This is a genomic window from Nocardia alba NBRC 108234, assembly GCF_001612665.1.
Taxonomy (GTDB): domain Bacteria; phylum Actinomycetota; class Actinomycetes; order Mycobacteriales; family Mycobacteriaceae; genus Nocardia; species Nocardia alba.
Genome location: NZ_BDAX01000007.1, coordinates 100450 through 121193 on the forward strand (window position 1 = coordinate 100450; position 20744 = coordinate 121193).

General features: G+C 67.6%; 18 protein-coding genes. 8 read left to right on the forward strand and 10 right to left on the reverse strand.

Annotated features, from left to right (window positions below; genetic code table 11):
- Positions 1-95: 95 nt before the first annotated feature.
- From cydB to NA12_RS09905, 3 genes are all read right to left on the reverse strand, one after another.
- The gene (cydB, locus tag NA12_RS09895; protein WP_067448602.1) at positions 96-1124 is read right to left on the reverse strand and encodes a cytochrome d ubiquinol oxidase subunit II; all 1029 of its coding nucleotides are present in this window, start codon (positions 1122-1124) and stop codon (positions 96-98) included.
- 9 nt (positions 1125-1133) lie between these two features.
- Positions 1134-2588, reverse strand: coding sequence for a cytochrome ubiquinol oxidase subunit I (locus NA12_RS09900; protein ID WP_067448604.1), 1455 nt, complete (start codon positions 2586-2588; stop codon positions 1134-1136).
- A 148-nt stretch (positions 2589-2736) separates the two neighbouring features.
- Positions 2737-3642 carry an aminodeoxychorismate lyase gene (locus NA12_RS09905; protein WP_067448606.1) on the reverse strand — a complete coding sequence of 302 codons (906 nt, stop codon included), beginning with the start codon at positions 3640-3642 and terminating at the stop codon, positions 2737-2739.
- A gap of 122 nt (positions 3643-3764) precedes the next feature.
- On the opposite strand from NA12_RS09905, the gene ygfZ reads away from it, so the two are divergent.
- The 4 genes from ygfZ (at position 3765) to NA12_RS09925 (ending at position 6921) form a co-directional block, all read left to right on the forward strand.
- Complete coding sequence (gene ygfZ / locus NA12_RS09910) at positions 3765-4868, forward strand: CAF17-like 4Fe-4S cluster assembly/insertion protein YgfZ (RefSeq protein ID WP_067448675.1); 1104 nt, start codon at positions 3765-3767, stop codon at positions 4866-4868.
- Positions 4869-4879: 11 nt separating this feature from the next.
- Positions 4880-5548 carry an MOSC domain-containing protein gene (locus NA12_RS09915; protein ID WP_067448677.1) on the forward strand — a complete coding sequence of 223 codons (669 nt, stop codon included), beginning with the start codon at positions 4880-4882 and terminating at the stop codon, positions 5546-5548.
- 19 nt (positions 5549-5567) lie between these two features.
- Complete coding sequence (locus NA12_RS09920; protein WP_067448608.1) at positions 5568-6518, forward strand: asparaginase; 951 nt, start codon at positions 5568-5570, stop codon at positions 6516-6518.
- A gap of 175 nt (positions 6519-6693) precedes the next feature.
- Positions 6694-6921: a DUF3073 domain-containing protein gene (locus NA12_RS09925; RefSeq protein WP_067448610.1), complete on the forward strand. Its 228-nt coding sequence runs from the start codon at positions 6694-6696 to the stop codon at positions 6919-6921.
- 301 nt (positions 6922-7222) lie between these two features.
- Here the strand turns inward: NA12_RS09925 and purM are convergent, their stop codons facing one another.
- Together purM and purF are read right to left on the reverse strand one after the other, a co-directional pair.
- Positions 7223-8302: a phosphoribosylformylglycinamidine cyclo-ligase gene (gene purM, locus NA12_RS09930; RefSeq protein ID WP_067448611.1), complete on the reverse strand. Its 1080-nt coding sequence runs from the start codon at positions 8300-8302 to the stop codon at positions 7223-7225.
- A 144-nt stretch (positions 8303-8446) separates the two neighbouring features.
- On the reverse strand, positions 8447-10027 hold the full coding sequence (gene purF, locus NA12_RS09935) for an amidophosphoribosyltransferase (protein WP_067448612.1): 1581 nt from the start codon (positions 10025-10027) through the stop codon (positions 8447-8449).
- A gap of 256 nt (positions 10028-10283) precedes the next feature.
- Here purF and NA12_RS09940 point away from each other — a divergent pair, with 256 nt between their 5' ends.
- Positions 10284-11606, forward strand: a complete 1323-nt coding sequence (locus tag NA12_RS09940; protein ID WP_255284075.1) for a YhgE/Pip domain-containing protein — start codon at positions 10284-10286, stop codon at positions 11604-11606.
- Between the two features lies 1 nt (position 11607).
- On the opposite strand, the gene NA12_RS09945 is transcribed toward NA12_RS09940, so the two are convergent.
- Entirely contained in the window at positions 11608-12021 is a 414-nt protein-coding gene (locus tag NA12_RS09945) for a sterol carrier family protein (protein WP_067448613.1), read from the reverse strand.
- Positions 12022-12341: 320 nt separating this feature from the next.
- Here NA12_RS09945 and NA12_RS09950 point away from each other — a divergent pair, with 320 nt between their 5' ends.
- On the forward strand, positions 12342-12740 hold the full coding sequence (locus NA12_RS09950; RefSeq protein WP_067448614.1) for a hypothetical protein: 399 nt from the start codon (positions 12342-12344) through the stop codon (positions 12738-12740).
- Positions 12741-12817: 77 nt separating this feature from the next.
- Positions 12818-13684 carry an alpha/beta fold hydrolase gene (locus tag NA12_RS09955; protein WP_067448615.1) on the forward strand — a complete coding sequence of 289 codons (867 nt, stop codon included), beginning with the start codon at positions 12818-12820 and terminating at the stop codon, positions 13682-13684.
- A 4-nt stretch (positions 13685-13688) separates the two neighbouring features.
- Here the strand turns inward: NA12_RS09955 and NA12_RS09960 are convergent, their stop codons facing one another.
- Both NA12_RS09960 and NA12_RS09965 read right to left on the reverse strand, forming a co-directional pair.
- Complete coding sequence (locus NA12_RS09960) at positions 13689-14318, reverse strand: CPBP family intramembrane glutamic endopeptidase (RefSeq protein ID WP_067448616.1); 630 nt, start codon at positions 14316-14318, stop codon at positions 13689-13691.
- Positions 14315-16018, reverse strand: a complete 1704-nt coding sequence (locus tag NA12_RS09965; RefSeq protein WP_084472614.1) for an alpha/beta hydrolase — start codon at positions 16016-16018, stop codon at positions 14315-14317. Before NA12_RS09965 ends, NA12_RS09960 begins: the two co-directional genes overlap by 4 nt.
- A gap of 156 nt (positions 16019-16174) precedes the next feature.
- Here NA12_RS09965 and NA12_RS09970 point away from each other — a divergent pair, with 156 nt between their 5' ends.
- The gene (locus NA12_RS09970) at positions 16175-16459 is read left to right on the forward strand and encodes a YiaA/YiaB family inner membrane protein (protein WP_067448618.1); all 285 of its coding nucleotides are present in this window, start codon (positions 16175-16177) and stop codon (positions 16457-16459) included.
- A gap of 43 nt (positions 16460-16502) precedes the next feature.
- Here the strand turns inward: NA12_RS09970 and NA12_RS09975 are convergent, their stop codons facing one another.
- Both NA12_RS09975 and purL read right to left on the reverse strand, forming a co-directional pair.
- The gene (locus NA12_RS09975) at positions 16503-18197 is read right to left on the reverse strand and encodes an alpha/beta hydrolase (RefSeq protein WP_243655031.1); all 1695 of its coding nucleotides are present in this window, start codon (positions 18195-18197) and stop codon (positions 16503-16505) included.
- Positions 18198-18314: 117 nt separating this feature from the next.
- Positions 18315-20609 (reverse strand): phosphoribosylformylglycinamidine synthase subunit PurL, encoded by a 2295-nt coding sequence (purL, locus tag NA12_RS09980; protein WP_067448626.1) that lies wholly within the window; start codon positions 20607-20609, stop codon positions 18315-18317.
- Between the last annotated feature and the right edge of the window lie 135 nt (positions 20610-20744).

Consider the following 20744-nt stretch of genomic DNA (forward strand, 5'->3'; position numbering starts at 1 on the left):
CGGCGCGGCGTCCCCTCCGGTGACAAGCTCTCCGACACCACAGCGTCCGACCTTTCACGAGCGACATTGTCGCGAGACAAGGCCGACGTCATCAGTCAGCCCTTACCGCTGCGCGGCAGACCTATCGGCGGCGGAATCTGCTCGACCCGAATTCGCTGCCGGAAAACCCAATAGGTCCACCCCTGATAAATCAGCACCACCGGCGTAGCGAGCAACGCCGCCCAGCTCATCACCTTCAACGTATACGGCGACGAGGACGCATTGTGGATGGTGAGGTCGTAGAGCGAGCTGATGGTCGACGGCAAGACATTCGGAAACATCGACCCGATGATCAACACCGTCGCCGAGACGACACCGAGCGTCGTGCCGACAAAGGCCCACCCGTCCCGCCCCGCGAAATTCGCCACCGCAGCGAGCGCGAGTCCGAGCACCGCGGTCACCAACACGATCCAGGTCCACCCGGCGCCATAGGCGAGCTGGGTCCACACTCCGAATCCGCCGACCACCACCGCGGTGGGAATCAGCAGCGACCGCGCGATCCGCAATGCGTCGGTGCGAACCTCACCCGCTGTTTTGAGTACCAGGAACACCGCACCGTGCAGTGCGAACAGCACAGCGGTGGTGACACCGCCCAGTAGCGCATACGGGCTGAGTAGCTCCCCGACCGACCCGACGATCTGCTTTTCCGCGTTCAACGGCACGCCCCGCACCATATTCGCGAACAACCATCCCCAGATCATCGCCGGAATCCACGACCCGATCCCGATGCCGATATCGCACCAGGCCCGCCATTTCGGATCATTGATCTTGCCCCGGTATTCGATCGCGCACACCCGCAGAATCAGGGCGACGAGCAGGAGCAGCAGCGCCAGATAGAACCCGGAGAACATGCTGGCGTACCACTCGGGAAACGCCGCGAACAGCGCACCGGCGGCGGTGATCAGCCATACCTCGTTGCCGTCCCAAACCGGCCCGATCGTATTGAGCACGACGCGCCTGCGGGTGTCGGACCCCTTACCGAGAATCGGCATCAGCATGCCGACGCCGAAGTCGAATCCCTCCAGCACGAAATAGCCGGTGAACAGCACACCGATGAGGAGGAACCAGAACTGTTGCAGATCCATCGTCGGCTCCTAGTAGGCGAAGGAGAGTTGGGGGGTGTCGGTGCTGTCCGGGCTTTCGGCGTGCCCCTCGGTATCCGGCCCCGCGACGACATACCGGCGCATCAGGTAGCACCACACCACCGCGAGCGCCCCGTAGAGCAGGGTGAACACCGCGAGCGAGAACAGCACGGTCCCGGCGGAGTGTTCGGAGACCGCCTGCTGCACCGTCATGCGAATGTTCGGATCACCGGTCGGATTCGGCACCACCGCCCATGGCTGACGGCCCATCTCGGTGAACACCCAGCCCGCGCTGTTGGCCAGGAACGGGGTGGGGATCGCGAGCAGGCTCAGCCAGGAGAACCATCGCTGATCCGGCACCCGGCCACCGCGCGTCAGCCAGAACCCGACCAACAGCAGCAGCACCGACCCGCCTGCCAGCCCGATCATGGCGCGGAAGGACCAGTAGGTGACGAACAGGTTGGGTCGGTAGTCACCGGGCCCGTACGCGACGTTGTAGGTCTTCTGCAGATCGACGACACCCTCGAGGGTCACCCCGGTGAACTCGCCCTCGGCTAGATAGGGCAGCACATAGGGCACCTCGAGCACGTGGATCACACCGTCGCAATTGTTGTGCGTGCCCACGGTGAGAACGGAGAAATCGGGGTCGGTCGCCGTGTGGCACAACGATTCCGCCGATGCCATCTTCATCGGTTGCTGTTCGAACATCAGCTTGCCCTGGATATCGCCGGTGAAGATCAAGGCGACGCCGGACAGCGCAACCACCACGAGCGCGAATCGTCCCGCCGGACGCCACATCGTCCGCGCCTGTTCGTATTTCGCCGGATCCCCGCTGCGCGCGTTGCGTACCATCCACCAGCCCGCGATGCCCGCGACGAAGGTGCCCGCGGTGAGAAACGCGCCGGCGACCACGTGCGGGAAGGCGGCCAGTGTCGTGTTGTTGGTGAGCAGCGCCGCGATGCTCTCCAGCTCGGCACGTCCCGTTTCCGGGTTGTATCGGGCGCCCACCGGATGCTGCATGAACGAATTGGCGGCGATGATGAAATACGCCGACGCGTTCACGCCGATGGCGACGATCCAGATCGTCGCCAGATGCACGAGTTTGGGCAAACGGGTCCACCCGAAGATCCACAACCCGATGAACGTCGACTCCATGAAGAAGGCGATCAGCGCTTCCAGAGCCAGCGGCGCGCCGAAGACGTCGCCGATGAAGCGGGAGTATTCGCTCCAGTTCATCCCGAACTGGAATTCCTGCACGATGCCGGTCGCGACGCCGAGGGCGAAATTGATCAGGAACAGCTTGCCGAAGAATTTGGTCAGCCGGTACCAGCGTTCGTCGCCCGTGATCACCCAGGCGGTCTGCATCGTCGCGATCAGCGGAGCGAGTCCGATGGTCAGCGGGACGAACAGAAAGTGATAGACGGTCGTGATCCCGAACTGCCACCGGGAGACATCAAGGGTGTCCATCCGACCTCCACCGATCTACTACGACAATCTTCTACGACGATGTGTAGTAGATCGTACGCGCAGAATCACCCCGTTCCGACGTGACAACCGCCACGACGCACGGAACCCCTTCCCGCAGGGGCACGCCCACCCGTGCCCCACACACGGATCACCAGTCTCCGATGGTCCCCGGCCGTTCGATCCCGAGATCGACCATGTCGATGATCTCCTGCGCGTTGTCCGGCGCCGACAAGCGAATTCCGTCGAGCTGGTTCACTCGCGCGGCGAGGGTGATGCTCGACAACAGCCATATGCTGTCACAGTCGAAAAGGTCTGCGGTGAACAGTGTCTGGTACTTGCACTCCCAGCCCGCCTTCTCCGCGACATTGAACAGCGCGCGCTGGGTGACACCGGGCAGCACGCCACTCTTGGCGGGCACGGTGATCAGTTGCTTGCCGCGAGCGATCACCACCGTCGAGCGCGGGCCCTCCAGCACCTTGTGCTCGGTGCTGTGGAAGATCACGTCCTCGGCGCCCATCCGCCGCGCGAACCGCAACGCGGCCATATTGGTCGCGTAGGACAGCGTCTTCGCGCCGAGCAACTGCCACGGCGCCGCCTGCGCGAGGTCGACCGAGATGCCGCGCGCCAGCGACATCACCTTCACCCCATCGGCGCGCGCCGTCGCGACCCGCTCGGGAACCGGGGAGACGAGCACATACGCGGTGGGCTGCGGGTCCTCCGGCGCCAACGCCGAGCGCGGCGCGTCGAATTCCGAGTCGCGGCCGCGCGTGTAGATCAGCCGCAACATCCCCTCCTCTTCCGAGCCCCATTCCTTCACCGCCAGCTCGACCGCCGAACGCCACCTCGACAGGCCCGGTTCCGGTAGTTCCAACGCCTGCGCCGACCGGCGAAGCCGCGCCAGGTGGAATTCCAGCGCGGTGGCCGTGCCGCCGCGCACCAAAATCGTTTCGAATACTCCGTCGCCACGAAGTGCGCCGATATCGTCGGCATACAGTGACGGCACGTTCGCGTCGGCGACCGTCCCGTCGAGTGTCACAAGAACCCGTTCTCCCATGCGCCGAGCGTAGGCGTTATCGCTCCGTTATGCCTACGGCTACCTCGAATCGAGGTCGCGACGCGCGCCGCGAAGACGACCACGTGCGGCGCGTGTCGGTAGACGCGCCTACAGTGGGTGTCGTGTCACAGGTCGTCTCCCCCAGTCCTGTTCTGCATACCCCGGGTGCCGTCGCGGGTGCGCCAGATACCCCGGACGCCGCGGTCGCCTGGCATTACGGTGATCCCTTCGGTGAGCAGAAGGCTGCCGCGCAGCGGGTCGCGGTCGTGGATCGCTCCCATCGCAGCGTCGCCACCATCACCGGCGCGGAGCGCCTGAGCTGGCTGCACACCATCACCAGTCAGCACATCGCCGCACTGCCCGACGGGCACAGCGCCGAGAATCTCGACCTCGATCTCAACGGCCGGGTCCTGCACCATTTCGTGCTCACCGACCTCGACGGCACCGTCTGGCTCGATACCGAGGCCGCGCGCGGCGCCGACCTGCTGTCGTTCCTGACGAAGATGGTGTTCTGGGCCGACGCCAAACCCGCGCCCGCCCCTGATCACGCCGTGCTGAGCCTGCTGGGCCCCCGGGTGGACACGCTGCTCGACGCCCTGGGTATCGCGCAACTGCCCGATACCTACGTCGCCACGCCGCTGCCCGGCGGTGGATTCCTACGGCGGATGCCGGACTCCTTCGACCTGCTCGTGCCGAGGGCCGAGCTGTCGGCCTGGTGGACCAGGCTCACCGCGGCCGGGGCAGCGCCGGCGGGCATGTGGGCCTACGAAGCCCTGCGGGTGGCCGCGCTGCGGCCCCGCATCGGCGTCGACACCGACGAACGCACCATCCCGCACGAGGCCCGCTGGATCGGCGGCATCGACGAGCACGGGGCCGTACACCTCAACAAGGGGTGCTATCGCGGCCAGGAAACCGTGGCCCGGGTGCACAACCTCGGCAAGCCGCCACGCAATCTCGTGCTGCTGCACCTGGACGGCTCGGCCGACGAGCGCCCCTCGACCGGCGATGACGTGACCGCGGGCGGTCGCACCGTCGGGCGCCTGGGCACCGTCATCGACCACTACGAACTCGGCCCGATCGCCCTTGCCCTGGTCAAGCGTTCGGTCCCCGCGGGCACCGAACTGGTGGTGGGCAGCATGGCCGCCGCCATCGACCCCGACTCGGTCCCCGCCGACGACACCGTGCAGGCGGGCCGCGCGGCCGTCGACCGGTTGCGCGGGCGATGAACCGTCCGGTCATGCGCGTCGGCGACACCGGCCGCGTCGAGGCCGTGTGTGTGGTGCACGCCGAGATCGAGGTGCGCACGCGGGTCGGCCGCTCCGCCATCGACAAGCGCCCGGTCGCGGGCAGGGTGGCGGTCGCCGCGCTCGGCCTCGCTGGTGATCACGTGTGCGATACCGCCCACCACGGCGGCCTCGACCAGGCCGTGTACGCCTACGCCGACGAAGACGCCCGCCGCTGGGCAGACGAACTCGACCGCGAACTGCCCGCGGGCTGGTTCGGCGAGAATCTGCGCCTGACCGGCCTGCCGGTGAGCGACGCGGTGATCGGCGCGCACTGGACGATCGGCGACACCCTGCTCGAGGTCAGCGCGCCCCGCGTCCCCTGCGCCACCTTCCAGCAGTGGTCCGGCGAACAGCGCTGGGTGAAACGCTTCGCCCTGAGATCCGACACCGGCGCGTACTTCCGCGTGCTGACCGAGGGCACGATCGGCGCGGGCGACGAAGTCCGCGTCGTCCACGTCCCCGAACACGGCGTCACCGTCCGCGACCTGTTCACCGGCGCCGACCCCGCCCGCCTCGAACGCCTGCGCGCCGAGGAGCCGACCATCTCCACCGACGTCCACATGCAGATCGACCGCCACACCCGAAAACGCACCGGCGCCACCGTGGAGGTCGAGGCATGAGCATCCCGAGGGGGACAGCATGAGTGTGGAACTGGTCGAAGTGGTCCGATCCGGCTTCCGTGAGTGCGTGCACCGCGGTTCGGTCGTCATTCTCGATGCCTTCGGCACCCCCACCCTCGAACTCGGCGAGATCCACGGCCCCATCTTCCCGCGCTCCACGAACAAGCCCATGCAGGCACTTGCTCTGCTGCGCAACGGTTTCGACCCCGTCGACGACGACGAACTCACCATCGCCACCGCCTCCCACTTCGGCGAACCCGACCACATCGCCCTCGTGCGCCGCCTGCTCGACCGCTTCGGCTTCACCGCCGCCGACCTCGCCTGCCCGCCCGACCTGCCGATCGAGGAGAAAGCCCGCGCCGCCGCGATCACCGGCGCCGGCGCGAGCCCGCTGTACATGAACTGCTCCGGCAAACACGCCGCGATGCTGGCGACCTGCGCGATCAACGATTGGCCGCGCACCGGATACCTCGAGATCGACCACCCGCTGCAGCAGGCGGTCCTGGCCACCGTCGCCGACGTCACCGGCGAACCGGAGACCGATCTGGGCATCGACGGCTGCGGCCTGCCGATCGTGCCCGTCTCGCTGATCAACCTCGCGCGCGCGTTCGCCGGCTTCACCACGGCCGAGTCCGGTACCGCGCCGCGCCGGATCGCCGATGCCGTTCGGGCGAATCCACGAGTGATTTCCGGCACGAGCGGCCCGGATCTACTGGCCATGTCGGCGACCCCCGGACTGTTCTGCAAGATCGGCGCCGACGGTGTGCACGCGGGTGCGCTACCCGACGGACGGGCCTTCGCGTACAAGATCGAAGACGGTCACGATCGGGCCCGGATGCCTCTGACGCTGGCGATTCTGCGCGAACTGGGTGTCGAGTGGACCGATCAGCACACGCAACTCGCGGCCACCGCGGTGTTCGGCGGCGACGCCAGAGTCGGGGTGATCCGCGCGATTCCGGGAGTCATCTGAGACCGGGCGGTCTGGGCGAAGAAGGGGCAAACCGGGGCGCTTCGACAGGTCTTCACCCACTCCTGGGAGCGCGACGCCCTGACACACGCTAAAGTGTCTGTCAGGAAGAGTATTAATTCGAACGGGGCCGCCAACAAACCCCAGGCCGCCCCGCAGTGACGCGAGGGGGTCAGCCATGGGCCGTGGCCGGGCTAAGGCAAAGCAGACCAAAGTCGCACGTGAGCTCAAGTACAGCTCCGCGCCGACGGACTTCGCGAGCCTTCAGCGCGAGCTGTCGGATAGCGATGCTTCGCCCTACTCCCAACCCAGGAGTAGTGCAGTGCTGTCCGATGAGCACGATGCGGACGAGTCGCCGTCTCGTTGGAACGACGAGGACGACGGCTACGACAGCTGGCGCCGCTGACCTGACAGCGACGAAGGGGGAGGCCGAGCGGGCCTCCCCCTTCCAGCCGTTCTCAGGTGAGTGACGACAGGCTCGCAGTAGCAGTTACGGTGAATACCTGAATACGCGACGAGCGTCCTGTGCATGCACAGGGCGCTCGTCGTCTTCGTCGCCTCGGGGCCCCGACCACCCCGAGCCGACGGGCAAACCCTCCTGCCATGGGGTTAACCACAGAGTGACTGGACAAACGTGGCCGGACAAACCCTGAACGCACTGAGCCGGGTCGCGATGACTCGCGACCCGGCTCAGTGCACAGCGGAGATCAGAACCTGGGGTGTTCGCCCAGCAGCACCGCACGCGGCGCTTCGACATCGGCGGCCTTCTTGACCTGACCCAGCGTCCAGCAGTCGATGTGGCGGGCGGTGAGCACCGCCAGCGCACGATCAGCATCCTCGGGCGCCACGATCGCGACCATGCCGACGCCCATGTTGAACGTCTTCTCCATCTCGATCCGCTCGACGCGTCCGCGCTGGGCGATCATCTTGAACACCGGCGCCGGGTTCCAGGTGCCACGATCCAGCTCGGCCACCAGGCCTGCGGGCAGTACGCGCGCCAGGTTGGCGGCCAGACCGCCACCGGTGACATGCGAGAAGGTGCGCACATCGGTCTCGGCGATCAGCGCGAGGCAGTCCTTGGCGTAGATGCGGGTCGGCTCGAGCAGTTCCTCACCGAGGGTGCGGCCGAACTCCTCGACATAGCCGGTGAGCGACATCCGGTCGATGTCGAGCAGCACCTTGCGCGCCAGGCTGTAACCGTTGGAGTGCAGGCCGGACGAGCCCATCGCGATCACGACGTCGCCGGGACGCACGCGGTCGGGGCCGAGGACCGCGTCGGCCTCGACGACGCCGACGCCGGTGGCGGACAGGTCGTAGTCATCGGGGTCCATCAGACCCGGGTGTTCGGCGGTCTCACCGCCCAGCAGTGCGCAGCCGGCCTTGATGCAGCCCTCGGCGATGCCGGAGACCAGCTCGGCGACCTTCTCCGGGATGACCTTGCCGATGGCGATGTAGTCCTGCAGGAACAGCGGCTCGGCGCCACACACCACCAGGTCGTCGACGACCATGGCGACCAGGTCGAGCCCGACGGTGTCGTGCTTGTCCAGCGCCTGGGCGACGGCGATCTTGGTGCCGACGCCGTCGGTGGAGGCGGCGAGCAACGGTTCCCGATATCCGCCCTTGAGCGCGAACAGCCCGGCGAAGCCGCCGATACCGCCCTGTACCTCGGGTCGGCTGGCCTTCCTGGCCAATGGTCCGAACAATTCGACGGCACGGTCACCGGCTTCGATGCTCACGCCCGCCGCAGCGTAGGAAGCGCCTGCACCGCTGGGTGTCTGTTCAGTCATTGTGGGGGAAAGCTCCAAACCGAATCGGCGGATAGATGCCTGATAACTCTAAGTGATCCGCCAGTCCGGGTGTCGTGCGGCTCCTCGGTCATTGTTCCAGCTCGGTGGCGAATGTGGCGGCGATCTCGGTGCGACGGCGATGCGTCAGGGACGGCTGAGCGCGTCCACGTTGGCGTTCTCGCCGAGCAGCTTCGACTCCGCCTTGCCCGAGAGCATCCCCTCCAGCACGTTCTTGCCGATGGCGGCCTCCGGCGGCAGTTCGATCGGGTAGTCGCCGGTGAAGCAGGCGGTGCACAGGCGCGAGCGCGGCTGCTCGGTGGCGGCGATCATGCCCTCGGTGGAAACGTAGCCGAGGGTGTCGGCGCCGATAGAGCGGCGCACGTTCTCGACCATGTCGGCGTAGCTGTCGTCGGCGCCGGTGCCGTTGGCGATCAGCTCCGCGCGCGAGGCGAAGTCGATGCCGTAGAAGCAGGGCCACTTCACCGGCGGCGACGCGATGCGCACGTGGATCTCGAGCGCACCGGCCTCGCGCAGCATGCGGATCAGCGCGCGCTGGGTATTGCCGCGCACGATCGAGTCGTCGACGACGATGAGCCGTTTGCCCCGGATCACCTCGCGCAGCGGGTTGAGCTTGAGCCGGATGCCGAGCTGGCGGATCGTCTGGCTGGGCTGGATGAAGGTGCGGCCCACATAGGCGTTCTTCATCAGACCCTGGCCGTAGGCGATGCCGGAGCCCTGGGCGTAGCCGACCGCCGCGGGCGTGCCCGACTCGGGCACCGGGATCACCAGGTCGGCGTCGACCGGATGCTCCTTGGCCAGCTTGCGACCGATCTCCACGCGGGTGGAGTGCACCGATCGACCGGCGATCGTGGTGTCGGGACGGGCCAGGTACACGTACTCGAAGACGCAACCCTTGGGTTCGGGGTTGGCGAAGCGCATGGAGCGCACACCGTCGGAGTCGATGGCCAGCAGCTCGCCCGGCTCGATCTCGCGGACGAACGCGGCGCCGACGATATCGAGCGCGGCGGTCTCGGAGGCGACGACCCAGCCACGATCGAGCCTGCCCAGCACCAGCGGGCGCACGCCGTGCGGGTCACGCGCGGCGTAGAGGGTGTGCTCGTCCATGAAGGTGAGGCAGAACGCGCCACGCAGCTGCGGCAGCAGTTCCATCGCGGCGGCCTCGATGCTGGAATCGGCGGAGGCGTGCGCCAGGAGCGCGGTGACGATGTCGGAGTCGGAGGTGGCGCCGGTCATCTGCGGCCGACCGTCGATCACGCCGGTGCCGATCAGGCCGAGTTCGCGTGCGCGACCAGCCAATTCGGCGGTGTTCACCAGGTTGCCGTTGTGGCCGAGCGCCAGGCCGGAGCCGACGGAGGTGGTGCGGAAGATCGGCTGCGCGTTCTCCCAGGTGACACCACCGGTGGTGGAGTAGCGGCAGTGTCCGACGGCGATATGCCCCGGCATGGCCGCGAGCGTCTGCTCGTCGAAGACCTGGGAGACCAGGCCGAGATCCTTGAAGACCAAGATCTGGGAACCATCGGAGACGGCGATACCGGCCGCCTCCTGCCCGCGATGCTGCAGGGCGTACAGGCCGTAATAGGTGAGCTTCGCCACGTCCTCGTCGGGAGCCCAGACGCCGAAGACGCCACACTCCTCGCGAGGGTCGTGCTCGATCTCATCGGGGGTATTGGACGTGGAGACGATCGTGGGATCGACGTCGTTCACCGTTTGCTCCCTGTTCGGGCGGGCTGGGGGCACCCGTCATTCTACGGGTGATTCATGACTCGACGCGCACCACGGTGCAAACCCCGCGCAATCGAGCAACGGTGATCGCGCGAATTCCGGCGGAACAGCTGTTACGGTGCCGATCGTGACCACCGAGGGCAGTGCGCACGAACCCGCTGTATCCCCAGCGTCTCCTGAAGAGAACGCCGATTCGGCGCCGAAGGATTCCGATAGTTCGCGGCGAGGGGAAGCGACGTTGGACACACTCCGGATCCCGGCCCGGCGCTGGGTCCGGATCGTGCTGGCGCCGACCACCGTTCTCGCGGTCGTGTTGTCCCTGCTCGGCGTGATGTATCTGGCCTACATCTCCGATCCGGAGGGCAATCTGCACGATTTCCCGATCGTGCTGGTCAATCAGGATGTCGGCGACACCATCGACGTCAACGGCAGGCCCCAGCAGGTCAACTTCGGCAAACAGGTGGCCGATGCGCTGGTGGCGGGGGTGCCCGCCGATCAGGTCGACCTGCGGGTGGTCGCGATCACCGAGTCCGATCGGCTGATGCGCACGGCCCAGATCTACGGCGCCATCATCATCCCCAGCGATTTCAGCAAGCGACTGGGCATTCTCGGGGTGGGCAGCGTGGTCGGCGGCGAGATCGAGCGCCCGATCATCACCGTGCAGACCAATCCGGGGATGGGCCCGTACTCCGCGGGCATCGTGACCCGCATCGGCGAGCGGGCGATGACGGAGGTGAACGCGCAGGTCGGCAAGCAGCTGAGCGCGCAGGTCCGCGACACGCTCGCCGCGACGCCCGCGGGCGCGACGCAGCCGCAGATCTCCGGCGCCGCCCAGCTCACACTGGCGCAGCCGATCCACGTGGTCCAGCAGGACTGGCGACCGCTGGGCGCGGGCGCGGGCCTCGGCCTGACCGCCTTCTTCTACGCGCTGCTGATCCTGATGGCCGGTGTGGTCGGCGCGATGGTCGTGCACACCATGGTCGACGCCCAACTCGGCTTCCAGCCCACCGAGTACGGCCCCTGGTACGTGCACTACCCGCCGACGCCGATCTCGCGTTTCCGCACCCTGTTGATCAAGTGGGGCGTGATGATCATCGTGGCCGTCGTGGCCTCACTGATCTATCTGATCGCGGCGAAGGCCCTCGGCGTCTCCGGCGACCATCCGACGCAGCTGTTCCTGTTCTCGGTGCTGGCGCTGATCGCGGTCGGCCTGACCTGTATGGCCTCGCTGGCCGCGTTCGGCACCGCGGGCCTGCTGATCAACCTGGCTGTCTTCGTCATCCTCGGCCTGCCCTCGTCGAGCGGCACCGTCCCGATCCAGGCCACCCCCACCTACATCGCCTGGCTGGCCGAGTTCGAGCCGATGCACCAGGTCTACCTGGGCATGCGCTCGATCCTGTACTTCGAATCCGACTACACCGCAGGCCTCGGCCGTGGAATCTGGATGTCGTTGCTCGGCTTGCTCCTTGCCTTGGTCGGCGGAGTCTTCATCACCAGGTACTACGACTACAAGGGCCTGCACCGGCAGAACCGGATCGCCGAGGAGAACGCCCCCGTCTGACCTAACCGACGCCGGGATCCTCGGTCGCGCGCAGCGCCACGATCGGCAGCCAGGCGGCGATCTCGCGCGCCCGCGACCCCGACGCCGACAGCGCACCGGACCCCAGCGCGTCATCGAAATCCAACAGCCCGGTAGCCAGCAGCAACCAGGTCCGCGCATCCGTCTCGACCACATTCGGCGGCGTCCCCCTGGTGTGCCGCGGCCCCGCGACGCACTGCACAGCCACGAACGGCGGCACCCGCACCTCCACCGAATGCCCCGGCGCACTCCCCGCCAACGCCCGCACCGTCCCCTTCACCGCCGCCCCCAACTCCCCCCGCCCCGGCTCCGGCAACCCCGGATCCCGCAACCACTCCCCCACGCCCAACACAGCCGCCCGTACCTGCGCGGGATCCACCACATTCCGTCCAGCCATAACCCGAGACGCTACCGACTCGGGACAACCCCGGGCCCTCCAGTCGAATGTCCGAATCGTCTACCCAGTTAGACTTGATTCCGTAAAATATACTAGACTATTCTGGTGATTGCACCGGAACCCACGCGCACCACCTTGAAGCGCCTCGTTGCAGCCGGATTCAGCAGCCGCCCAGGCAAAGGCAGCCATACCATGTGGATCTGCAAACATGGAGTCGTCACTGTGACCGTGGCTTCCGGGCACAACTCACAGTCGCCTGGAGTAGTGCGGACTGTGAACAAGGCGATCGCGCAGTGCAAGGAACAATGCACGGAGGAAGCATGACCACCTACCAGATCGACGTGTCCAGAGACGACCGCTGGTGGATGATCCGAATCCCGCAGTTGGACGGCGTCAACGGCAACATCGAAGGTCTCACCCAGGCACGTCGCTATGCCGACATCACCAAGGAAGCAACCGACTACATCTGCACAGTCGCCGACGTGGCTCCCTCAACTGTCGAACTCGCCATAACTGCCCATGTCGGCGATACGGACGTGACAGCTGCCGCCGAAGAAGTCTCACAAGCCCGCGCGGAGGCCGCCCGCCAGGAAGCGCATGCAATGAGGGTCGCGACGGCGACCGCGCGGCGATTGGCGGCGGACGGCGTACCAGTCCGCGATATCGGCGCCGTTCTCGGCGTGACATTCCAGCGGGCATCACAATTGGCCAATTCCTGACCCGCAGCTTCAAGGATCCTGGCGTATTTTCATCGCCCGGCGGCATTGATTCGCGCGGCTCGTCGTACATTCGTCCTATGAGTGTCACCGGTCCCCTAGAGCCGACCACGTTGCGATTGCGCAGTGCCGACGGGCTCACCCTGGTCGCCGACAGCTTCGGCGCGGAGAACGGCCCGTTGGTCGTGATGCTGCACGGTGGTGGGCAGAACCGGTTTTCCTGGAAGCGGACCGGGCGGGCGCTCGCGGCGGCGGGGATGCGGGTTGTCACCGTGGACGCGCGCGGGCACGGCGACAGCGATTGGTCGCCGACCGCCGACTACGGCCGGACCGCGATGATCGCCGACCTGCACGCCGTCCTCGCACAGCTCGGCGCGACACCGGACGCGGGCGCGGTGGTCGTCGGGGCGAGCATGGGCGGGATCACGGGACTGCTCGCCACCGCGACGCCGGGCGGGAGCGCGATCCGCGCGCTCGTCCTGGTCGACATCGTGCCCCGCTCGGAGTCCGCCGGCGTGAGCCGCGTCATGGATTTCCTCGGCAAGCACCGCGACGGCTTCGACACTCTCGACCAGGTGGCCGACGCGGTCGCCGCCTACCTGCCGCACCGCCCGCGCCCCGACAACGCCGACGGCCTGCTGCGCAACCTGCGCGAGCGCGACGGCCGCTGGTACTGGCACTGGGACCCGGACCTGATCAGCGACGTCAACGAGGACCCGGACGCCCGCATCGTCGAGATGGAGGCCGCCACCGAGGCCCTGACCATCCCGGTCATGCTGATCCGCGGCGGCAAGTCCGATGTCGTCAGCGACGAGGGCGCCGCGGCCTTCCTCGCGCTCGCACCGCATGCCCGCCTGGCCGAGATCAGCACGGCGGCCCACACTGCCGCGGGCGACGACAACGACGCCTTCACCGAGGCCGTCGCCGGTTTCGTCGCCACGGCCTGAGCCGCTAGCGCCGCAGCCCGTCGACCCATCGCGCAGCGGTGGGCGCGAGCGCTGCCCCGGCGTTGATCGCCAGATGCAGCAGCGCGGGCGCGGTGGCGCTGCCCGACCGACGGCGCAGTTCGGTGAAGACGAGCCCGGCCACCGTCGTGGCCAGAATCGTCGGCAGCACCGGATCGTCGGCGGCTCTCGCCGGTTGGATGTGCCAGAGGCCGAAGTCGAGGGCGCTGATCACGCAAGCCGCCGGCCCGGCGCCCTCGGCGAGCAGGGGATCGAGAGTCCCCCGGAAGATCGCTTCCTCGGCCAAGACCGTTCCGACGGGAATGTGCAGGGCTATCCATTCGAGGGTCGAGGTCTCGGGTGCCCGGACGGCGATCTCGAGTGGGAGGCGTCGCAGCGACGGAATCGCCAGGGCAACGGCGTAACCGGCGAGCACGATCCCCCCGCTGGCGATTCCCCACCGAAAACCACTGGGCGACAACCAATTCGGGCTACCACGAAAGAGTTTCACATATGCCGTCGCGAAGGCCGTGTTCGCGACGGTGCGACCGCGCAGGGGGAGCTCGAGCGCGGGCAGGACCCGGTTGCTCCACAGCGGCGGAAAGACCAGTGCCGCGGCACTTTCGAGTCGCCTCACTTCACCTCGCGCTCGTAGATCTCCGCTGATTCCAGTGCGGCACGGATCCTTTCGACGATCTCGGCGGTCAACCCGGGCGGTGCCGCGACGGCTAACCACCCGTCCAGCACCAAACTCCCGTACCGATGCCCGTGCCCGTCGACCACCCCCTGCGCGTTCGTGAGATCGGCCGTGACCTGCCAGAATGTCACGAAGGGCGCCCACCGCATCTGGGTCGACACATCGGAACCGCGTGGCTCGCTCAACCAATCCGGCCGCGTGAAGATCAGATCGGCAGACCACCACACGATCGGGTCGGAGGGATGTTGCAGGTAGGCGATGCGTGGTTCGCGCCACGGCTCCGCACTGGCGAAATCGGTCGCGTCATCGGCGAAGCGAACGACCAGCCCGTCCGCGTACACCGGCGCCACCTCGGGCGAGCCCGGATCGCGACGATCCACGAACTGCCGCCACAACCGATTCGAATTCGGCGGGCCGACCCACAACGCCCCATCGACCTCCTCGCGAAGATCGCCGAGCCCGCCGAACGCCTCCTCCGACCCCTGCGAACCCAGACTCTCCCCGTAGACGAACAGCTTCGGCCGATGCCCCTGCGGCTGGGCCGACCACCGCTGGTACACCGCGTCGAACAGCTCCCGGCTGGCCGCGGCCGCCTTCTCCCGGTCCGACAGGAACGAGAGCACGCTGGGCAGATACGAGAATTGGGTCGCCACGATCGCCGTATCCCCGCCGTAGAGATATTCGATCGCGCCCGCGGCCATCCCGTTGACCCACCCCGTGCCCGTGGTGGTCACCACCACCATCGCCTCCCGGTCGAAGGCGTCGGTCCGCTCGAGTTCGGCGACGGCCAACTGCGCCGCGGTCCGGTCGCGAGTCACCGACTCCAACCCCACGTAGGCCCGAATGGGCTCGCGCGCGGGCTTTCCCGTCACCTCGGCGATCGCGGCGGCATTGGGCCCGTTGGACACGAACCACCGCCCCTCGAACCCCAGCGTCGGCCACGGCGCCAGCGAGACCGGACTTCCCGATCGTTCCGGCGCGATCGGCTGCACCGCGTACGGCGTGGTCCGATCGTTGCGCACGCTGAACGCCGAGTTGGCCACCGCGAAGAACGCCCGCGAGGCGACACCGTTGAAGATCGTCACCGCGAGCACCACCAGCACCAGCAACCCGACAGCGGGCGCCACCTCGCGCGGCACCCGCACCCACCGGTTGAGCTGGCGGGCCAGGCCGAGCACCATGACGCGCACCGTCCGATACGCGGCCACCACCGCCACGCCGACGGCCACGCTGAGCAGCCCGGTCCGCAGATAGGCGGGCGTCGTGGTGCCCGCCATCCCCATCAGCGAGGTGATCTCGCGCTGCCACCGCGCCGACTGCACCAGCATCAGCGCCGCGACCAGCGCACACCCCACCAGCACCGTCGCCTTGATCGCGTATCGCAGCCGGTCGGACGGGCTCGGAATCGGAATCCGCGACCGCACCCAGCGCCGGAACACCCATTCGAGCACACACCCGAGCCCATAGCCGATCGCGGCGTTGATCCCGCTGATCAGCCCCTGGAACAGCCAGTCACGCGGCACCAGCGACGGCGTCACCGACAGCGCGAAGAACAGCGTCGCCAGCACCAATCCGACATAGTTCAGATCGACCACGACCTCGACGCGCCGCACCACCGCGGCGCCGCGCGAACGCAGCATCGCGAAGGTCGAAGCGTGCTCGGTCACCGCCCCAGTATGGCGGCCGATAGGAGCCGATCACCGGATTTGTCACTGCGGGGCCGCTCACAAACTACGTACCGCGCTCGAGTAGTTGTACGCGCGATCGCAACGCTTCGGATCAGCACACTGAGAACCATGAGCACAAACACCAAGCCGAAGAACACCTCGGCCTATGTGGCCCAGGCCGCGATCGCGTTCGTTGTCAGCCTGTTCGGCACCGGCGCCGGAATCGCGTACCTGCCGTTGGACACCTGGCAGCGCGGGTTCCTCGCGATGTCGGGCCTGTTCCTGGTGACCAGCTGCTTCACTCTCGCCAAGGTCGTGCGCGACCAGCAGGAAACTCAGACACTGATCGGGCGGATCGACGAGGCGCGGCTGGAACAGCTGATCGCCGAGCGTAATTCGTTCAAATCTGTGTAGTGAGCCCGGGCGCCGATCGAGGGGTTCGGCGCCCGGCGGTTCGTCACTTCAGCTGACGCTCGGTAGCCATGGATTCCTCGAGGAACACCTGAATCCGGGCAGCCAGTTCCGGCGTGTAGTCCGGTGGCTGGGCCACCGCGGCCCACGCGTCGGGCACCAGGTTGCCGTAGTTGTGGCCGTGCCCGTCCGACACCGTCTGCGCGCGTGGCAGGTCCGCGGCGACCTGCCAGAACGTGACGATCGGGTACCACGACATCGCCGGTGACACGTCGGGTCCGCGCTTCTCCCGCAACCAATCCGGTTGGCTGAACAGCAGATCCGGCGACCACCACACCACCGGGTCGGAGGCATGTTGCAGGTAGACGATGCGCGGGTCGTTCCACACCGGCGTCGGCCTGGCGAGCTGATCGGCGCTCGCGGCGAACCGCACCGACATTCCGTCGGCGTAGATCGGGGTGATCTCCTCGGTGCCGGGGTCGCGCCGTGCCACGAATTCCGACCACAGCCGGTTGGAGTTGGGCGGGCCCACCCACAGCACGCCGTCGGTGCGGTTGCGGATGTCGGCCAGCCCGGAGAACGCGCCCTCCGACCCCTGCGAACCGAGGCTCTCGCCGTAGACCAGCAGCTTGGGCCTGGCGTCTTCGGGCAGCGCCGACCAGCGGTCATAGACCTTGTCGAACAGCGTGCGCCCCATGGTCATCGACTTGTCCCGGTCGGACAGGAACGACAGCGCGCTGGGCAGATACGAGTACTGCGTCGCGACCAGCGCGGTGTCGCCGCCGTACATCAACTCGATCGATTCGGCGCTGATCGTGTCGACCCAGCCGGTGCCGGTGGTGCTGATCACCACCAGCACTTCACGGTCGAAGGCCCTGGTGCGGTCGAGTTCGGCGATGGCCACATCGGTCTGCGCCTCGACCCCGTCCGCTGATTCCAGTCCCGCGTATACCCGAATCGGCTCGCGCGCGGGCTTGCCCGTGACCTCCTCGATCGCGAGCGCGGTCGGCGCGGTCGCCACGAACCATCGACCCTCCGAACCCAGTGTGTCCCACTTCGCCAACGAGTCGGGGCTCCCGGAGCGTTCGGGCAGCGTCGGCTGGACCGCGTTCGGCGAGGTGTGACTGTTGCGCGCGCTGAACGCCGAATTGGCCACGGCGAAAAACCCTTTCGCCAGCACACCGTTGAACAGCAGCACGGCGGCCACCAGCACGACGATCACCCCGAGCGGCCGCGCGAACGCCGCCGGAATCCGCACCCACTGGTTCAGCGCCCGCGACACCGTGCGCACCAGCCGCACCACCAGCCGCGAGATCCAGATCAGCAGGCCGACCACCACCGCGCCGAGCAGCACCGTGCGCGAATACCCCGAGTCCGATACCGGCTCCATGCCCATCAGGTCGGTGATCTGGCGCTGCCACTTCGAGGACTGGATGCTCATCAGCACCGCGAAGATCAGACACGCGGCCACGATCGCGATCCTCAGCGCCACCGGCAACCAGCTCGGCCGTCGAGCCCAAGCCGTGCGCACCTGCTCGGGCCAGGTGATCCGCGGCGCGACCCAGCTGCGCCAGGCCCACGCCAGCAGGCACCCGAGCCCGTAGCCGATCGTCGCGTTGATGCCGCTGAGAAGTCCCTGGAAGAACCAGTCACGCGGCAGCAGCGAGGGAGTCAGCGACAACCCGAAGAACAGCGTCGCCACGATCAGGCCGACGTAGTCGGGATGAAAAAACCTCTCCACCAGGTGAATTGCCCTGATGAAGAGGTTTTTCGGAACTGCCGGTTCGGCAGCCGAGCTCGTATCCTCAGTGGCCACAGGCTCGACTCCTCTGTTCGATCACCTCCAGCCGCTGACCGGTCAGGCGGTGTGCGCTCCGAACAGCTTAGGCAGCGTGCCTTCGAATGCCTCGCGCAATTCGGCGAGTGTCACGGAGAACTGTCCCTGCACCTCGACCGAATCCGAGCCCTGATCGACCACGCCGATGCGCACCCACGGCAGCTGACGCGCGTCGCACATCTTGGTGAACCGGGTCTCCTCCGAGCGCGGCACCGCGACGAGCACCCGCCCGGCCGACTCGGAGAACAGCTGCACGAACGGATCGGAGCCCTCGGGGAGCACGATGCGGCACCCGGTCTCGCCTGCCAGCGCGGCCTCGATGACGGTCTGCGCCAGACCGCCCTCGGACAGGTCGTGCGCGGCGGAGATCATGCCGTCACGCGAACCCGAGGTGAGGACCTCCGAGAGCAGTTGCTCGCGGGCGAAGTCGACCCGCGGCGGCACGCCACCGAGGTGGTCGTGGGTGACCTGCGACCAGATCGAGCCGTCCAGCTCGTCGTGGGTCTCGCCGAGCAGGATCAGCGACTCGCCCGGCTCGAGGCCGAGGCCGGTCGGGATGCGGCGGTGCACATCGTCGATCACGCCGAGCACGCCGACCACCGGGGTCGGCAGGATGGCGTCCTTGCCGGTCTGGTTGTAAAAGCTCACGTTGCCGCCGGTGACCGGAATGCCCAGCGCCGCACAACCATCCGCGAGACCGCGCACGGCCTGCTGGAACTGCCACATCACGCCCGGATCCTCCGGCGAACCGAAGTTCAGGCAGTTGGTGACGGCCTTGGGGGTGGCGCCGGTGGTGGCGACATTGCGGAACGCCTCGGCCAGCGCCAGCTGCGCGCCGGTGTACGGGTCGAGCTTGGTGTAGCGGCCCGACGCGTCGGTGGCCAGCGCGATACCGCGGCCCGAGGACTCGTCGATGCGGACCACGCCCGCGTCGGCGTGCTCGGCCAGCACGGTGTTGCCGCGCACGTAGCGGTCGTACTGCTCGGTGATCCACCGGCGGCTGCACAGCTGCGGGCTGGCGATCATCGTGAGCAGGGTCTCGCGCAGCTCGTCGCCGGTCCGCGGCCGGGTCAGGGTGGCGGTGGTGTCGGCGATCAGCGCGTCCTGGGTGTCGGGACGCCGCACCGGACGCTCGTAGACCGGGCCGTCGTGGGCGACGGTGCGCGGCGGCACGTCCACCACGGTCTCGCCGTGCCAGGTGATCACCAGGTGCTCGCCGTCGGTGACCTCACCGATGTCGGTGGCCAGCACGTCGTGCTTCTTGCACACGGCCATGAACGCGTCCACGTTCTCCGGCGTGACGACCGCGCACATGCGCTCCTGCGATTCGCTCGACAGGATCTCGGCGGGGGTCATGTGCTTGGCGCGCAACGGGACCTTGGTCAGGTCGATGTGCATGCCGCCGTCGCCCGCAGCGGCGAGTTCGGAGGTGGCGCAGGACAGTCCGGCGCCGCCGAGGTCCTGGATGCCGACGACCAGGCCGGCCGCGTACAGGTCGAGACAGCACTCGATGAGCACCTTCTCGGTGAACGGGTCGCCCACCTGCACGGCGGGCAGCTTCTTGCGCCCGGTGCCCGACTCGTCACCGGAGAAGGAGTCCGAGGCCAGCACGGACACGCCGCCGATGCCGTCGAGGCCGGTGCGCGCGCCGAACAGGATGATCCGGTTGCCGTTGCCGGAGGCGAAGGCCAGGTGCAGGTCCTCCACCCGCATCGCGCCCGCGCACAGCGCGTTCACGAGGGGATTGCCCTGGTAGGAGGCATCGAACACGGTCTCGCCGCCGACATTTGGCAGGCCGAGCGAGTTGCCGTAACCGCCGACGCCGCGCACCACGCCGTCGACCACGCGACGGGTGTCGGGGGCGTCCGCCGCGCCGAAGCGCAGCTGGTCCATCACCGCGATCGGGCGCGCGCCCATGGCCATGATGTCGCGCACGATGCCGCCGACGCCGGTGGCCGCGCCCTGGTAGGGCTCCACATAGGACGGGTGGTTGTGGCTCTCCACCTTGAAGGTGACGGCCCAGCCGTCGCCGATGTCGACCACGCCGGCGTTCTCGCCGATCCCGGCCAGCATCGAGGCCCGCATCTCGTCGGTGGTGGTCTCACCGAAGTAGCGAAGGTGCACCTTGGAGGACTTGTAGGAGCAGTGCTCGCTCCACATCACCGAGTACATCGCCAGCTCGGCATCGGTGGGCCGACGGCCCAGAATCTCCTTGATGCGGGCGTACTCGTCGTCTTTGAGACCGAGTTCCTTGTACGGCTGCGGAGCATCCGGGGTGGCTGCGGCGGTAGCGACGGTGTCGACCTGCAGTGTCACGGGAGACCAGGGTCCTTTCGGCCGGGGGGAACTTGATCTGCAGAGTCTAATGGTTGCGAGGTAACCGCCTGCCGCCCGTACTGCCCTCACGCTGGGGAGGGTGGGCGGATTCGGTCTGGTCACACTTGCGGTTGG